Annotated in this window: 12 protein-coding genes; 1 reads left to right on the forward strand and 11 read right to left on the reverse strand. The window is 70.8% G+C overall.

Going from position 1 to position 14,351, the window contains the following annotated elements; genetic code table 11:
- Window positions 1-80: 80 nt before the first annotated feature.
- From ACIQ7M_RS12530 to ACIQ7M_RS12550, 5 genes are all read right to left on the reverse strand, one after another.
- Window positions 81-1,667 carry a Na+/H+ antiporter gene (locus ACIQ7M_RS12530; protein ID WP_355760043.1) on the reverse strand — a complete coding sequence of 529 codons (1,587 nt, stop codon included), beginning with the start codon at window positions 1,665-1,667 and terminating at the stop codon, window positions 81-83.
- Window positions 1,668-1,747: 80 nt separating this feature from the next.
- On the reverse strand, window positions 1,748-2,224 hold the full coding sequence (locus tag ACIQ7M_RS12535; RefSeq protein WP_403643526.1) for a GNAT family N-acetyltransferase: 477 nt from the start codon (window positions 2,222-2,224) through the stop codon (window positions 1,748-1,750).
- Window positions 2,225-2,256: 32 nt separating this feature from the next.
- Window positions 2,257-3,201, reverse strand: coding sequence for an RluA family pseudouridine synthase (locus ACIQ7M_RS12540; protein ID WP_355760045.1), 945 nt, complete (start codon window positions 3,199-3,201; stop codon window positions 2,257-2,259).
- Window positions 3,202-3,325: 124 nt separating this feature from the next.
- Entirely contained in the window at window positions 3,326-3,949 is a 624-nt protein-coding gene (gene lspA, locus ACIQ7M_RS12545; protein WP_355760047.1) for a signal peptidase II, read from the reverse strand.
- 124 nt (window positions 3,950-4,073) lie between these two features.
- Window positions 4,074-4,931 carry a TraR/DksA family transcriptional regulator gene (locus ACIQ7M_RS12550; RefSeq protein WP_403642916.1) on the reverse strand — a complete coding sequence of 286 codons (858 nt, stop codon included), beginning with the start codon at window positions 4,929-4,931 and terminating at the stop codon, window positions 4,074-4,076.
- Between the two features lie 581 nt (window positions 4,932-5,512).
- Between ACIQ7M_RS12550 and ileS the strand changes: the two genes are divergently transcribed.
- The gene (ileS, locus tag ACIQ7M_RS12555) at window positions 5,513-8,656 is read left to right on the forward strand and encodes an isoleucine--tRNA ligase (RefSeq protein ID WP_403642919.1); all 3,144 of its coding nucleotides are present in this window, start codon (window positions 5,513-5,515) and stop codon (window positions 8,654-8,656) included.
- 483 nt (window positions 8,657-9,139) lie between these two features.
- Here ileS and ACIQ7M_RS12560 read toward each other — a convergent pair whose 3' ends face one another.
- The 6 genes from ACIQ7M_RS12560 to ftsZ all read right to left on the reverse strand — a co-directional run bounded on the left by ACIQ7M_RS12560 (window position 9,140) and on the right by ftsZ (window position 14,256).
- Window positions 9,140-10,435: a DivIVA domain-containing protein gene (locus ACIQ7M_RS12560; protein WP_403642922.1), complete on the reverse strand. Its 1,296-nt coding sequence runs from the start codon at window positions 10,433-10,435 to the stop codon at window positions 9,140-9,142.
- Window positions 10,436-10,490: 55 nt separating this feature from the next.
- Complete coding sequence (locus ACIQ7M_RS12565; protein ID WP_355767733.1) at window positions 10,491-10,778, reverse strand: YggT family protein; 288 nt, start codon at window positions 10,776-10,778, stop codon at window positions 10,491-10,493.
- A gap of 53 nt (window positions 10,779-10,831) precedes the next feature.
- Window positions 10,832-11,473 carry a cell division protein SepF gene (locus ACIQ7M_RS12570; RefSeq protein ID WP_355767736.1) on the reverse strand — a complete coding sequence of 214 codons (642 nt, stop codon included), beginning with the start codon at window positions 11,471-11,473 and terminating at the stop codon, window positions 10,832-10,834.
- A 129-nt stretch (window positions 11,474-11,602) separates the two neighbouring features.
- On the reverse strand, window positions 11,603-12,322 hold the full coding sequence (locus ACIQ7M_RS12575) for a YggS family pyridoxal phosphate-dependent enzyme (protein ID WP_355767738.1): 720 nt from the start codon (window positions 12,320-12,322) through the stop codon (window positions 11,603-11,605).
- Window positions 12,323-12,328: 6 nt separating this feature from the next.
- Entirely contained in the window at window positions 12,329-13,066 is a 738-nt protein-coding gene (gene pgeF, locus ACIQ7M_RS12580; RefSeq protein WP_355767741.1) for a peptidoglycan editing factor PgeF, read from the reverse strand.
- A complete protein-coding gene (gene ftsZ / locus ACIQ7M_RS12585) occupies window positions 13,063-14,256 on the reverse strand; it encodes a cell division protein FtsZ (RefSeq protein ID WP_386986787.1) in 1,194 nt (397 codons plus the stop codon). Before ftsZ ends, pgeF begins: the two co-directional genes overlap by 4 nt.
- Window positions 14,257-14,351: the final 95 nt, after the last annotated feature.

Here is a 14,351-nt window from a genome sequence, read left to right on the forward strand (position 1 = left end):
GGCGGACCAGGCCGCTCGCCCGGTGCGCCCGGCGGCGGGCACCCGGGGGCGCCGGTGAACACGCCGGCAGGCGGCAGACGTCAGCGGAGGCTGCGGACGTCCAGGTGTCTCAGGACGCGGTCCACGATCTCCGGGTCGGCCCCGGGCTCGCTCCGCGCGGACAGCACCTCGTGCCGGGCCGCGCTCATCATCTCCCCCTGGATCCGCCGCATCCGCTTCATCCGCCGGACCCGCTGCAGATGCGCCTCGCGCCGCTCCTCGTCCCCCATGTCGGGGCTGATCCGCACACCGATCTCGAAGGCCCGGCGCAGCAGTTGCTCGGAGAGCTCCTCCGGCAGCTCCTCCACCTCCTCGATCTCCCGCAGCCTCCGCTTCGCGGCCTTGGCGGCCCGTACCGCGAGCTCCTTCTCGAAGGCCTTCTCGACGTCCTCGTCGGCCCGCACCCCGAGTCTTCTGACGAGCCAGGGCAGGGTGAGTCCCTGGATCACCAGGGTCGCCATGATCACTCCGAAGGCGATGAACACGATCTCGTCGCGGTCGGGGAACGGCGACCCGTCGTCCATCTTCAGCGGGATCGCGAGCGCCAGGGCCACGGAGGCGACCCCGCGCATCCCGGCCCACCACATGACCACGGTCTCCCGCCACGAGGTCGGGATCTCCTCGTCGTAGTCCCGCTTGGCGTGCAGCCGCTTGGTCAGCCAGGTCGCGGGCAGCAGCCAGGCCAGGCGTACAAGCACGACCACGACCACGATCGTGGCGGCCCAGCCGAGCATCTCGCCCCAGCGGCCCGAAGCGGTCCGGATGGCGTTGTGGAGCTCCAGCCCGATGAGCCCGAAGGCGACGCCGGTGACGAGCGTGTCCACCACGTCCCAGACCGTCGATCCGGCGAGCCGGGTCAGGACGTCGTCGGCGTCGGTGGCGTACTCCGCGAGGAACAGTGCGGTGGTGAGGACGGCGAGCACCCCGGATCCGTGCAGTTCCTCGGCCGTGACGTACGCGACGTACGGCACCAGCAGGGTCAGCCCGATCTGCAGCGTGGCGTCGCCGACCAGCGTCATCAGCTTGTTCGCGGCCCATCCGAGGGCCACCCCGACGACGAGCGCGACGACGGCGGAGAGCACGAGGTCGAGCCCGGCCCGCCAGGGCGAGAAGGTCCCGCTGACCGCGGCGGCGATCGCCACGTGGTAGAGCACGATCGCCGTGACGTCGTTGAAGAGCCCCTCGCCCTCCAGGATCGAGACCAGCCGGCGCGGCAGCCCGAGCTGTCCCGCGACGGCGGTCGCCGCGACCGGGTCGGGGGGTGCCACGAGGGCGCCCAGCGCGAAGGCGGCGGCGAGCGGCAGGCCGGGCACGATCGAGCTCGCGACGGCGGCGACCGCCAGGGTGGTGACGAACACCAGGGCCACGGCGAGCAGGAAGATCGGGCGCCTGTTCGCGGCGAACTGTCTCCACGAGGTGCGGCGCACCGCGGCGTACAGCAGCGGCGGCAGCAGCGCCGGCAGGATCAGCTCCGGCGGGATGTCCACGTTCGGGACGAACTCCAGCACGGCCAGCACCATGCCGAGCAGGGTCATCAGGACCGGAGCGGGAAGCCCGAACCGCTCTCCGACCGGGACGCTGACCACGGCCCCGAGCAGCAGCACGAACAGCAGGGCCAACTGATCCACGGTCAGCGCTCCGGCGGGGTCTAGACGATCAGGGGCGAACCAGACCCCAAGCGTGCCACGCCGTTACGGCGATACCCCGCTCACAGGGCCTTGCGCATCGCGCGGTGCGGCATGTCCGCGTCCGTGAACTCCGGACCGTACGCCACGTATCCGAGCCGTTCGTAGAACCCCAGCGCGTGGGTCTGCGCGTGCAGGTCCACGGCGGTCAGGCCACGCGCGCGTGCGGCGGCCTCGATGGCGCCGACGAGCGCGGCGCCGACGCCGAGCCCGCGCGCCTCGCGCGTCACGGCGAGCCGCCCGAGCGAGCCGACGGCCGGATCCCCGCCGACCTTCGCCGCGGCGGCCTCGCCCTCCAGCAGGCGCCCGGTGCCGAGGGGCACGCCGTCCTCGCGGACCGCCAGCACGTGCAGGGCGCCGGGGTCGTAGGCGTCGTACTCGATGTCCTGGGGGACGCCCTGCTCGCCGACGAAGACGTCCTTGCGCACCGCGAAGCAGGCCTCACGGTCGGTGGTGCTCTCCGCGACCCGCACCTCGTAGGCGACGCCGCGTGCTTCCAGGGAGACGCCCGTCGCCACGTCCGGACCGCCGCTCACGCGTTGCTCTCCTCACGGACCTTGTCGAGTGCCTGCTGGAGGTCCTCGGGGTAGCCGGTCTCGAACTCCACCCAGCGGCCGTCCGCGGGGTGCTCGAAGCCGAGGCGCACCGCGTGCAGCCACTGGCGGGTGAGGCCGAGGCGCTTGGCGAGCGTGGGGTCCGCGCCGTACGTCAGGTCGCCGACGCAGGGGTGGCGGTGGGCGGACATGTGGACGCGGATCTGGTGGGTGCGCCCGGTCTCCAGCTTGATGTCGAGCAGGGAGGCCGCGCGGAACGCCTCGATCAGGTCGTAGTGCGTGACGGAGGGCTTGCCCTCGGCCGTGACCGCCCACTTGTAGTCGTGGTTCGGGTGGCGTCCGATGGGCGCGTCGATGGTGCCGCTGGTCGGGTCCGGGTGGCCCTGGACGAGCGCGTGGTAGCGCTTGTCGACCGTGCGCTCCTTGAACTGACGCTTGAGCGAGGTGTACGCGTACTCCGACTTGGCGACCGTCATCAGGCCGGAGGTGCCCACGTCGAGGCGGTGGACGATGCCCTGGCGCTCGGCGGCGCCGGAGGTGGAGATGCGGTAGCCGGCGGCCGCGAGACCGCCGATGACGGTCGGGCCCGACCAGCCGGGGCTGGGGTGCGCTGCCACGCCGACGGGCTTGACGATCACGAGCACGTCGTCGTCGTCGTGGATGATCTCCATGCCCTCGACGGGCTCGGCGACGATCTGCACGGGCGCGGGGGCTCCGGGCATCTCGACCTCGAGCCAGGCGCCGCCGTGCACCCGCTCGGATTTGCCGACCACCGAGCCGTCGACCGTGACCTTCCCCGCCGCGGCGAGCTCTGCGGCCTTGGTACGGGAGAAGCCCAGCATGCGGGAGATGGCGGCGTCGACGCGCTCGCCCTCCAGGCCGTCGGGCACGGGCAGGGTGCGGATCTCGGGAAGCGTGCTCACCCGTCGAGTATGCCGGACGGCTCGGACACCGCCTGACCACGGCCCGAACGCCTGTGCCCGGCCGGAGCCGCCGCGGAGGCGTCGTACAGGCCGCGGGAGGGCCCGTACGACAGCCGGGAGCGGGTCAGTCCTTGTGGACCGTGCCGTCCGGGTCCAGGCCCCGGAACGACAGCAGCACGATCAGGATGCCGCCGCAGACGATCGCGGAGTCGGCGAGGTTGAAGACGGCGAAGTGCTTGGGGGCGATGAAGTCCACGACCGCGCCCTCGAAGACGCCGGGCGAGCGGAAGACCCTGTCGGTCAGGTTGCCGAGCGCGCCGCCCAGCAGCAGGCCCAGCGCGATGGCCCACGGCACGCTGTAGAGCTTGCGGGCGAGCCGGGCGATGACGACGATCACGGCCGCCGCGATCACCGTGAAGATGATCGTGAACGCCTGGCCGAAGCCGAAGGCGGCGCCCGCGTTGCGGATCGCCTCGAACCTCAGCCAGTCCCCGAGGATGTCGATCGAGTCGTGGTGCTCCAGCTTCGCCACGACGATCATCTTGCTGACGAGATCGAGGGCGTACGCCAGCACGGCCACCGTGAAGAGCACGGCGATCCTGCGCTTGCCCCTGGGCCGCTCGGCCGGGGTCGGCGCGTCGGCGCCGGACCGGTCCCCGGACTCCGCGTTCCCGCCGGTGTGATCCGGTTCGGCTCCCGCCGCCCCTGGAATCTCCGGCGTACCGATGATGCGCTCCGCCTCTGCCACGTGAGTGAGTCCCTCGACCTAGGTTCCTGACTGAGGACGAGGGTACGGCACACGCTCGCGGGCCCAGGTGCTCAGGATCACCCGGACCCGCGAGGCGGTGCCGCTCCCTTGCGGCACCCGGGGATCAGTGCCTGCGTTCCTGCTTCTGCTTGCACTCGACGCACAGGGTGGCGCGCGGGAAGGCCTGCATGCGGGCCTTCCCGATGGGGTTGCCGCAGTTCTCGCAGAGCCCGTAGGTGCCCGCGTCGAGGCGGTCCAGGGCGTGCTCGGTCTGCTCCAGCGTCTCCCGCGCGTTCGAGTTGAGCGCCATCTCGTGCTCGCGTGTGATGTTCTTCGTCCCCGTGTCCGCCTGGTCGTCTCCCGCGCCGTCCCCGGAGTCCCGCATCAGGCCCGCGAGAGCCTCCTCGGACGACGAGATCTCGGCGCGCAGCCGCAGCGCCTCCGACTGGAGCTCCGCGCGGGCCGCCCCGACCTCCTCCGGGGTCCAGGGGTCCTCCCCCGGCCGCACCGCGAGCTCACCGGGCTCGACCGCGGCGATCCTCGCCTTCGGCACGGCGGTGGCCTTCTTGGCGGCCGTGGCCGCGCCACGGGTCTTCTTCGCAACCACCGTCGTGGCTCCCGTCGTCTTCGCGGCCTCGGCCGCGCCCTGGGCCGCCGCAGCGGCCGTCTTCCTGGCCGTAGCGGTGCTCTTCCGTGCCGTGCCCGTGCTCTTCCGCGCCGCGGAGGCGGCGGACTTCCCGGCCGCGGGCTTCCCCGCGGCCGTCGCCGCCTTCTTCGCGGTGGTCTTGCCGCCCGCCGTCTTCCTGCCCGCGGCCTTCGCGGACGCGGTCCCGGAGGAGGCGGCCTTGGTCCCGGGCGTCTTCGTCCCGGCCGTCTTCGTCCCGGCCGTCCGCGTGTTCTTCTTCCCGCCTGTTTCCCTGGCCGCCGCACTCGTGGATCTGCCCGACGCCGACTGCTGTACGGCGGTCTTCTTCGCCACCATGGCCGCGGCCCCTTCACATATTGTGATCTTGCTCGCGAATCGTGCTGGGACGATAAATCGACTTCCGGCCCGCGGCAACGGGGCCCGCCACGATTCGCCCGCCACGCGAGCCCCGCGCGGCGAGTCTGCCTCCGTTGTGCCCAGCTCCCCGCCGGGTAATCCGCCAGGATCGGCGTCCCGGGATCCGGACGGGCGCGCCTCGCCATTCGGGTCACCGCGCAGGCCACGGCCGTGACCGGGAAATCCGGTCGGCCGACGGCCCCGGGGCGCCGTACACTGGGCGCAGCGAGAAGCGTGGATGGGGACGAGTAGCGGCGTACGCGGCCAGGAGCGACCCGGGGACGGTGGAAGCCCGGGGGCGAGCGCGACGCGAAGATCACCCCGGAGCCGCCGGCAGAACACCCCTCTGGGGCCAGTAGACCCGGCATCGCGACCCCAATGAGGGGGCTCACCGACACGAACGGCGCGTCGGAGGGCCAAGGAGGGTGGTACCGCGGGAGCGCGCCGCACACGGCGTCCGCAGCAAGACGGCTCTCGTCCCTCCGACGGAAGGCAGAAAGTCCGTTGGAGGAAGCTCGCCGATGACAGCGCCGACGTACCGCCAGGTGCCCGCCCAGGTCGACCTGCCCGCACTCGAGCACGCCGTGCTCGATTTCTGGCGTGAGCAGAAGATCTTCGCCAAGAGCCTCGAGCAGTCCGAGGGCCGGCCGGAGTGGGTGTTCTACGAGGGCCCGCCCACCGCCAACGGCATGCCGGGCGCCCACCACATCGAAGCGCGCGTCTTCAAGGACGTCTTCCCGCGCTTCCGCACCATGCGCGGCTACCACGTGGCCCGCAAGGCCGGCTGGGACTGCCACGGCCTGCCGGTCGAGCTGGCGGTCGAGAAGGAACTCGGCTTCACCGGCAAGCAGGACATCGAGGCGTTCGGCATCGCGGAGTTCAACGACCGGTGCCGCGAGTCCGTGACCCGCCACACCGACGCGTTCACCGAGCTGACGAACCGCATGGGCTACTGGGTCGACCTCGACGACGCCTACCGCACCATGGACCCCGAGTACATCGAATCCGTGTGGTGGTCGCTCAAGGAGATCTTCGACAAGGGCCTGCTGGTCCAGGACTACCGCGTGGCGCCCTGGTGCCCGCGCGACGAGACGGGCCTGTCGGACCACGAGCTGGCCCAGGGCTACGAGACCATCGTCGACCCCTCCGTGTACGTCCGTTTCCCGCTCACCTCCGGTCCGCTGGCCGGCCGTGCCGCGCTCCTGGTGTGGACGACCACGCCGTGGACGCTGGTGTCCAACACCGCGGTCGCCGCCCACCCGGGTGTCACCTATGTCGTCGTGACGAACGGCGAGGAGCAGCTCGTCGTCGCGCAGCCTCTCGTGGAGAAGGCGCTCGGCGAGGGCTGGGAGACCACCGGCGAGTCCTTCACGGGTGCCGAGATGGAGCGCTGGACGTATGAACGTCCGTTCGAGCTCATCGAGTTCCCCGAGGCCGCCCACTTCGTGGTCAACGCCGAGTACGTGACGACCGAGGACGGCACGGGTCTGGTCCACCAGTCCCCCGCCTTCGGCGAGGACGACCTCAAGGTCTGCCGCTCGTACGGCCTTCCGGTCGTGAACCCGATCCGCCCGAACGGCACCTTCGAGGAGAGCGTCCCTCTCGTCGGCGGCGTCTTCTTCAAGAAGGCGGACGAAAAGCTCACGGAGGACCTCCAGAACCGCGGCCTCCTCTTCAAGCACGTCCCGTACGAGCACAGTTACCCGCACTGCTGGCGCTGCCACACCGCGCTCCTGTACTACGCGCAGCCGTCCTGGTACATCCGCACCACGGCCGTCAAGGACCGTCTCCTGGAGGAGAACGAGGGGACCAACTGGTTCCCGGAGTCCGTCAAGCACGGCCGTTTCGGCGACTGGCTGAACAACAACATCGACTGGGCGCTCTCGCGCAGCCGTTACTGGGGCACCCCGCTGCCGCTGTGGACCTGCGAGGAGGGCCACCTCACCTGTGTCGGCTCCCGCGCGGAGCTGTCCGAGCTGACCGGCACCGACCAGTCGGACCTCGACCCGCACCGCCCGTACATCGACGCGGTGACCTTCCCGTGCCCGCAGGGCGGCTGCGGTCTGACCGCGACCCGCGTGCCCGAGGTCATCGACGCCTGGTACGACTCGGGTTCGATGCCGTTCGCGCAGTGGGGCTACCCGTACAAGAACAAGGAGATCTTCGAGAGCCGTTACCCGGCCCAGTTCATCTCCGAGGCCATCGACCAGACGCGCGGCTGGTTCTACACGCTGATGGCCGTCGGCACCCTGGTGTTCGACAAGTCCTCGTACGAGAACGTCGTGTGCCTCGGCCACATCCTCGCCGAGGACGGCCGCAAGATGTCCAAGCACCTGGGCAACATCCTGCAGCCGATCCCGCTGATGGACCAGCACGGCGCCGACGCGGTGCGCTGGTTCATGGCGGCAGGCGGTTCCCCGTGGGCGGCGCGGCGCGTGGGTCACGGCACCATCCAGGAGGTCGTCCGCAAGACGCTCCTCACGTACTGGAACACCGTCGCCTTCCAGGCGCTGTACGCCCGCACCAGCGACTGGGCGCCCAGCGCGGCCGATCCGGCTCCGGCGGACCGTCCGGTCCTGGACCGCTGGCTGCTCTCCGAACTCCACGCGCTCACCGACCAGGTGACGCAGGCTCTGGAGGCGTACGACACCCAGCGGGCCGGCAAGCTCCTGTCGGCGTTCGTCGACGACCTCTCGAACTGGTACGTGCGCCGCTCCCGCCGCCGCTTCTGGCAGGGCGACAAGGCCGCTCTGCGCACGCTGCACGAGGTCGTGGAGACCGTCACGCGGCTGATGGCCCCGCTGACCCCGTTCATCACCGAGCGGGTCTGGCAGGACCTGGTCGTCCCGGTCAGCCCGGACGCCCCGGAGTCCGTGCACCTGTCGACCTGGCCGGAGGCGGACCTGTCCGTCATCGACCCGGAGCTGTCGCGCCAGATGGTGCTCGTGCGCCGTCTCGTCGAGCTCGGCCGGGCCACGCGCGCGGAGTCGGGCGTCAAGACCCGTCAGCCGCTGTCCCGCGCGCTGATCGCCGCCACCGGCTTCGCGGCGCTCGACCCCGAGCTGCACGCGCAGATCACCGAGGAGCTGAACGTGAGTTCCCTCGCGTCGCTCTCCGAGGTCGGCGGCTCACTGGTCGACACCACCGCGAAGGCGAACTTCCGCGCCCTGGGCAAGCGGTTCGGCAAGGGCGTCCAGGATGTGGCGAAGGCCATCTCCCAGACCGATGCCGCGGCCCTGTCCCTCGCCCTGCGCGAAGGCACCGCCTCGGTCGAGGTCGGCGGCGAGACCGTGACCCTGGCCCCGGACGAGGTCATCATCACGGAGACCCCGCGCGAGGGCTGGTCGGTCGCCTCGGACTCCGGCGCGACCGTCGCGCTCGACCTGGAGATCACCGAGGAGCTGCGGCAGGCGGGCCTCGCCCGTGACGCGATCCGGCTGATCCAGGAGGCCCGCAAGAACAGCGGCCTCGACGTGGCCGACCGTATCGCCCTGCGCTGGACCTCCACGGACCCGGCGGTCGTCGCGGCGCTCGGCGAGCACGCCGGTCTCATCGGCGACGAGGTCCTCGCCACGGACTTCGCCCAGGGAGAGGCCGACGGCGCCTACGGGGAGCCGTTCACCGACGAGGGGCTGTCCCTGGTGTTCCGCCTCCGCAAGGCGTGACGCGGAACACCCACCCACGCTGAAGGCCCGGGGCCGCCAGGAGATCCTGGCGGCCCCGGGCCTTCGCCCTTCCCGGGCCGGGCCGCCGCCGCCCGGCCCGGGATCGCGGGGTCTCTGTCCCCCACCCCTGCGGGGCCGCTCGGACTCCCCCGCGGTTCCGCCCGCCGATGTCGCCCCCTCCGCCCCTACCCGTCCCGTACCCGGGGCTCCGCCCCGGACCCCGCTCCTCGAACGCCGGAGGGGCTGAGCCTTCCCCTCCGCCAGAACAGCGGACCGGAGGGGATGGGGCTTCTTTTGATGGTGGCGCTGGATTCCCGTAGGGGGCCTTCGGGGCGCGGGGGCCACAGAAGGTCCACTCGCCGTCGTCGGCACCTCCTGGACCCCGTACAGGCCCTTGGCGGGCGTGCAAAAGGGCGGGGCCCCCGGATCTCTCCGGGGGCCCCGCCCTGAATGCTGCCGACGCCTAAGGCGTGCGAGCGGCCGTCAGTTGTCGTCCTCGTCGATGAGGAACCCGCGCATCGGCGAGGGCGCCTGCTGCATCGGCGACGGGCCCTGGGGCCGCACCGGAGCCATCGGCTGGGTCATCGCGGGCGACATCTGCTGCTGCCCGCCGTAGGACGGTCCGCCCTGCGACGGTCCACCCATGCCACCCATGCCCGGGTTGCCGCCGTAGGACGGCGCACCGGCACCCGCGGGAGCCATCGACGGCGCGGAGGACGCCGGCAGCGACGCGGCGGCCGGAGTGCGCGGCGGGGCGAGCGAGTCGTCCGCCTGCGTCTCCAGCTGGCGCAGCTGCGACTCCAGGTAGGACTTCAGACGCGTGCGGTACTCGCGCTCGAAGCCGCGCAGATCCTCGACCTTGCGCTCCAGCGTGGCGCGGGCGGACTCCAGGGAGCCCATCGCGACGCGGTGCTTCTCCTGCGCGTCCCGCTCCAGGGCGTCGGCCTTGGCACGGGCGTCGCGCTCCAGACCCTCGGCGCGGCTGCGGGCCTCACCGACGATCTTGTTGGCCTCGGAGCGTGCCTCGGCGATCGCCTGGTCGGCGGTCTGCTGAGCGAGCGAGAGGACACGGGCCGCGCTGTCGCCACCGGGACCCTGCTGCGGCATCTGCTGACCGGGGCCGCCCATGGGGCCACCCATCGGACCGCCCATGGGGCCACCCATGGGACCGCCCATCGGGCCACCCATCTGCTGCATCTGGCCGGGACCCTGACCCATCGGGCCCTGACCCATCGGGCCCTGGCCCATCTGACCCTGACCCATGGGGCCGCCCATGGGGCCACCCATCTGCTGCATCTGGCCGGGACCCTGACCCATGGGGCCCTGGCCCATCGGACCCTGACCCATCGGACCCTGGCCCATGGGGCCCTGACCCATCGGACCCTGACCCTGCGGGCCGCCCTGGCCGCTGGGGCCGGCAGGCAGCGCGGGAGCACCGCTCGGGAGCTGAGGCGGACCACCCATGGGGCCACCCATGCCCTGCGGCGGACCTGATATCCCGGCGGGCACAGGAGCGCCGGGCCCTCGCATACCCTGCGGCGGGCCCTGCTGGTCCTGCTGCTCCGGCGGTTTGCGCATACCCTGCTGCTGCTGGTTCTGCGCGGCCGCGCGCGTGGCGGCGGCCAGCTTGGCGCGCAGGTCCTCGTTCTCGCGGAGCAGGCGAGTCAGTTCGGCTTCGACCTCGTCGAGGAAGGCATCGACCTCGTCCTCGTCATAGCCTTCTCGGAGGCGGACGGTCGTGAACTGTTTGTTCCGCACGTCCTCGGGGGTCAACGGCATCTCTTCACCTCAACGTAGTCGTCGGCATTCGGCAAGACCGTATCGTTCACATCGCTCACATCACGCTCTGCGTAAGTCTGATCAAGATGAAGACGATGATCATCAGTACGAAGAAGGACAGGTCAAGCGCCACGCCCCCGAGACGCAACGGCGGGATGAACCGCCGCAGAAGCTTGAGCGGTGGATCGGTGACAGTGTAGGTGGCCTCCAGAACGACCACCATCGGCTTGCCGGGTTGCCATGAGCGGGCGAACTGGAAGACGTAGTCCATGACCAACCGGAAAATCAGCACGATGAGGAAGCACATCAGCGCGATGTAGAAGACCTGCCCGACCACGCTCATGATCCGTGCTTCCCTCTCCCCTGTTTCCCATGCGGTGTTTCCGGTCCTGCGTCTCAGCTCTGGTTGAAGAACCCGCCCTCTGCGATGCGGGCCTTGTCCTCCGCCGTGACATCGACGTTAGCAGGCGACAACAGGAACACCTTCTGCGTCACCCGCTCGATGCTGCCGTGGAGACCGAACACCAAACCGGCGGCGAAGTCGACAAGTCGCTTCGCATCAGTGTCGTCCATCTCGGTCAGGTTCATGATCACCGGGGTGCCCTCACGGAAGTGTTCCCCGATGGTACGGGCCTCGTTGTACGTCCGGGGGTGCAGCGTGGTGATCCGGTACGGCTCTCGTTCCGACACGACCTTGGGCATGATCACCGGGGCGTTCTTCTCCAGGCTCTGACGTTCTTGTGTGATGGACGCCACGGGGGCGATGCGCGCCGGACGCCCGGACTCCGCGGCGAGCGACGCGGAATGCGACACCGGTTCGCGGGGGGTCGAGGGCTGTACCACTCGTACCGGTTCGTCCCTTTGGGACGAGTGCGCCTGATGTGACTGGTGCGGCGGCTCATGCCGTCGCCGGTCGCGCTCGGGCTCCGGGTCGAGCTCGGGCTCGAAGTCGTCGTCGGGGTCGAATCCTCTGCCGTCGTACCCATCGTCCTCCACGAGGCCGAGGTAGACCGCCATCTTGCGCATCGCGCCGGCCATGCTCTGAGTCCTCCGCTCTGTGGTGGATCGGCTGACGAATTGCCAAGTGCCCGCGATCCACGAGGTCGTTATGCCCGCATTTGGCGGTAATGACCATATTTTCTGCTGTGGTCCGACTTCTTGGCGACGTTACCGGAGGCCGGGTCGGACTCCGAGTACCGCAGTACCGACGCGTACATGTGTCGCTCCGGCCGCCACAGCCTGTTCGAGATCCGAGCTCATCCCTGCCGAGACCATGTTCGCAGCCGGATGGGCCCGGCGTACGGCAGTCGACAAATCCATCAGCCGCCCGAACGCCTCTTGTTGCCGCCCCGCGTAGACGCCGGTGAGCGGAGCGACGGTCATCAGCCCGTCGAACCGGAGCCCCGGGGACCCCGCGACGAGGTCGGCCAACTCCTCGACCCCGCCGACCCCCACACCTCCGCGCTCGCCGCGGCCGCTCTCCTGCGCGTCCAGCGCGACCTGGACGAGGCATCCCACTTCGCGCTCCGCCCGCACCGCCTCCTTCGAGAGGGCCGTGACGAGCCGGGAACGGTCGATGGACTGCACGAAATCCGCGTAACCAACCACAGAACGCACCTTGTTGGTCTGCAATTGACCGACAAAGTGCCACAACAGCGGCAGGTCCGAGCACTCCGCACTCTTGGGCGCGGCGTCCTGGTCCCGGTTCTCGGCCACGTGACGCACACCGAGTTCGGACAGGATCCGCACATCGGCGGCGGGATAGGTCTTGGTGACCACGATCAGGGTCACTTCTTCGCGCTTGCGCCCGGCGGCGGTGCACGCCGCCGTGATGCGCTCTTCCACTTTCGCCAGATTCGCGGCGAGTTGAGCCTTACGGTCCGTCATGCCCCATCAGTCCAGCCAGACGTAACCGGCGAGCCGCCCGGTCGTGCGGTCCCGTCGGTACGAGAAGTGGTCCCCCGATTCGATCGTGCACACCGGCGACTGCTCCCGGTCGCGCACTCCGAGCCGTTCGAGCTGCGCGTGCACCCCGGCGGTCACATCGACCGCGGGTGTCCCCCACCGGGTCTCGGCGTAGGCCGCGGGTTCCACGCCGGCGACCTCGGCACGCATCGCGTCCGGCACCTCGTAGCACCGTCCGCAGACGGCGGGTCCGGTGCGGGCGACGATCCTGGCCGGGTCGGCGCCGAGTTCCACCATGGCCCGTACGGCCGCGGGAACCACGCCGGCGACCATGCCGGGCCGTCCCGCGTGCGCGGCGGCCGCCACCCCGGCGACGGGGTCGGCCAGCAGGACGGGCGTGCAGTCGGCGGTGAGGACGGCGAGTGCCAGCCCCCGCCGCGCCGTGACGATCGCGTCGACTGCGGGGATCTCCGAGGCGCCCCAGGGCTCCTCGACGACGGCCACGTCGGGCCCGTGCACCTGGTTCATCCAGACGACCCGGGCCGGGTCGAGTCCGAGTGCCTCGGCGGCCAGTTCCCGGTTGGCGCGTACGGCGCCGGGGTCGTCGCCGACCGCCCCGCCGAGGTTGAGCTCCTCGTACGGAACGGCGCTCACCCCGCCCCACCTGTCGGTGAAGGCGAAGTGGGCGCCGCCCACGGTGCTCGCGGCGGAGCGCTGTCCTATCACTTCAGGAAGTCCGGCACGTCCAGTTCCTCGGCCGCGCTGTCCGAGTAGGAGCGGGACGGCGGGACCGGCGGGGACACCGGCAGCTCACTGACCGGCTCCGGAGCGGGCTCCGGGGCCGGCTCCTTGGGCGTGACGCTGCCGAGCGAACCGAAGGACGGACGGCTCTCGGCCGGACGCGACGGGACGGGGTCGTCGCGCCGGGCCGAGGCCGAGCCGAGGACGTTCTCGCGCTTGGCCGGCGGCTGACCGCCGTCGAAGCCGGCGGCGATGACGGTGACCCGCACCTCGTCGCCGAGGGCGTCGTCGATCACCGCGCCGAAGATGATGTTGGCCTCGGGGTGCGCCGCCTCGCTGACGAGCTGGGCCGCTTCGTTGATCTCGAACAGGCCGAGGTCGGAGCCGCCGGAGATGGACAGCAGGACGCCGCGGGCGCCGTCGATGGACGCTTCCAGCAGCGGCGAGGAGATGGCCATCTCGGCCGCCGCCACCGCGCGGTCGTCGCCGCGGGCGGAGCCGATGCCCATGAGCGCCGAACCGGCCTCGGACATGACGGACTTGACGTCGGCGAAGTCCAGGTTGATCAGACCGGGCGTGGTGATGAGGTCCGTGATGCCCTGGACACCGGAGAGCAGGACCTGGTCCGCCGACTTGAAGGCGTCGAGGACGGAGACCTGGCGGTCCGAGATGGACAGCAGCCGGTCGTTCGGGATGACGATGAGGGTGTCGACCTCTTCGCGGAGTTCCGCGATGCCGTCCTCGGCCTGATTGGCGCGGCGCCGGCCCTCGAAGGTGAACGGGCGGGTGACCACGCCGATGGTGAGGGCGCCGAGCGAGCGGGCGATGTTGGCCACGACGGGCGCGCCGCCGGTGCCGGTGCCGCCGCCCTCTCCCGCCGTCACGAAGACCATGTCGGCCCCCTTGAGGACCTCCTCGATCTCCTCGCGGTGGTCCTCGGCGGCCTTGCGGCCGACGGCCGGGTTGGCTCCGGCCCCGAGGCCGCGGGTGAGTTCCCGGCCGACGTCGAGCTTGACGTCGGCGTCGCTCATCAACAGCGCCTGCGCGTCGGTGTTGATGGCGATGAACTCGACACCCTTGAGACCGACCTCGATCATCCGGTTGATGGCATTGACACCACCGCCGCCGACACCGATGACTTTGATGACTGCGAGGTAGTTCTGCGGTGCTGCCACGTCGAAGGCCTCTCGCCTCGAGTTACGTGTCGTCGCCTCGCGTGCTCGCGATCCGACGACTGATGCCGAATGGGACGGTCCGAACGCCGACCCGA

Source organism: Streptomyces sp. NPDC096324 (assembly GCF_044763015.1).
Classification (GTDB): domain Bacteria; phylum Actinomycetota; class Actinomycetes; order Streptomycetales; family Streptomycetaceae; genus Streptomyces.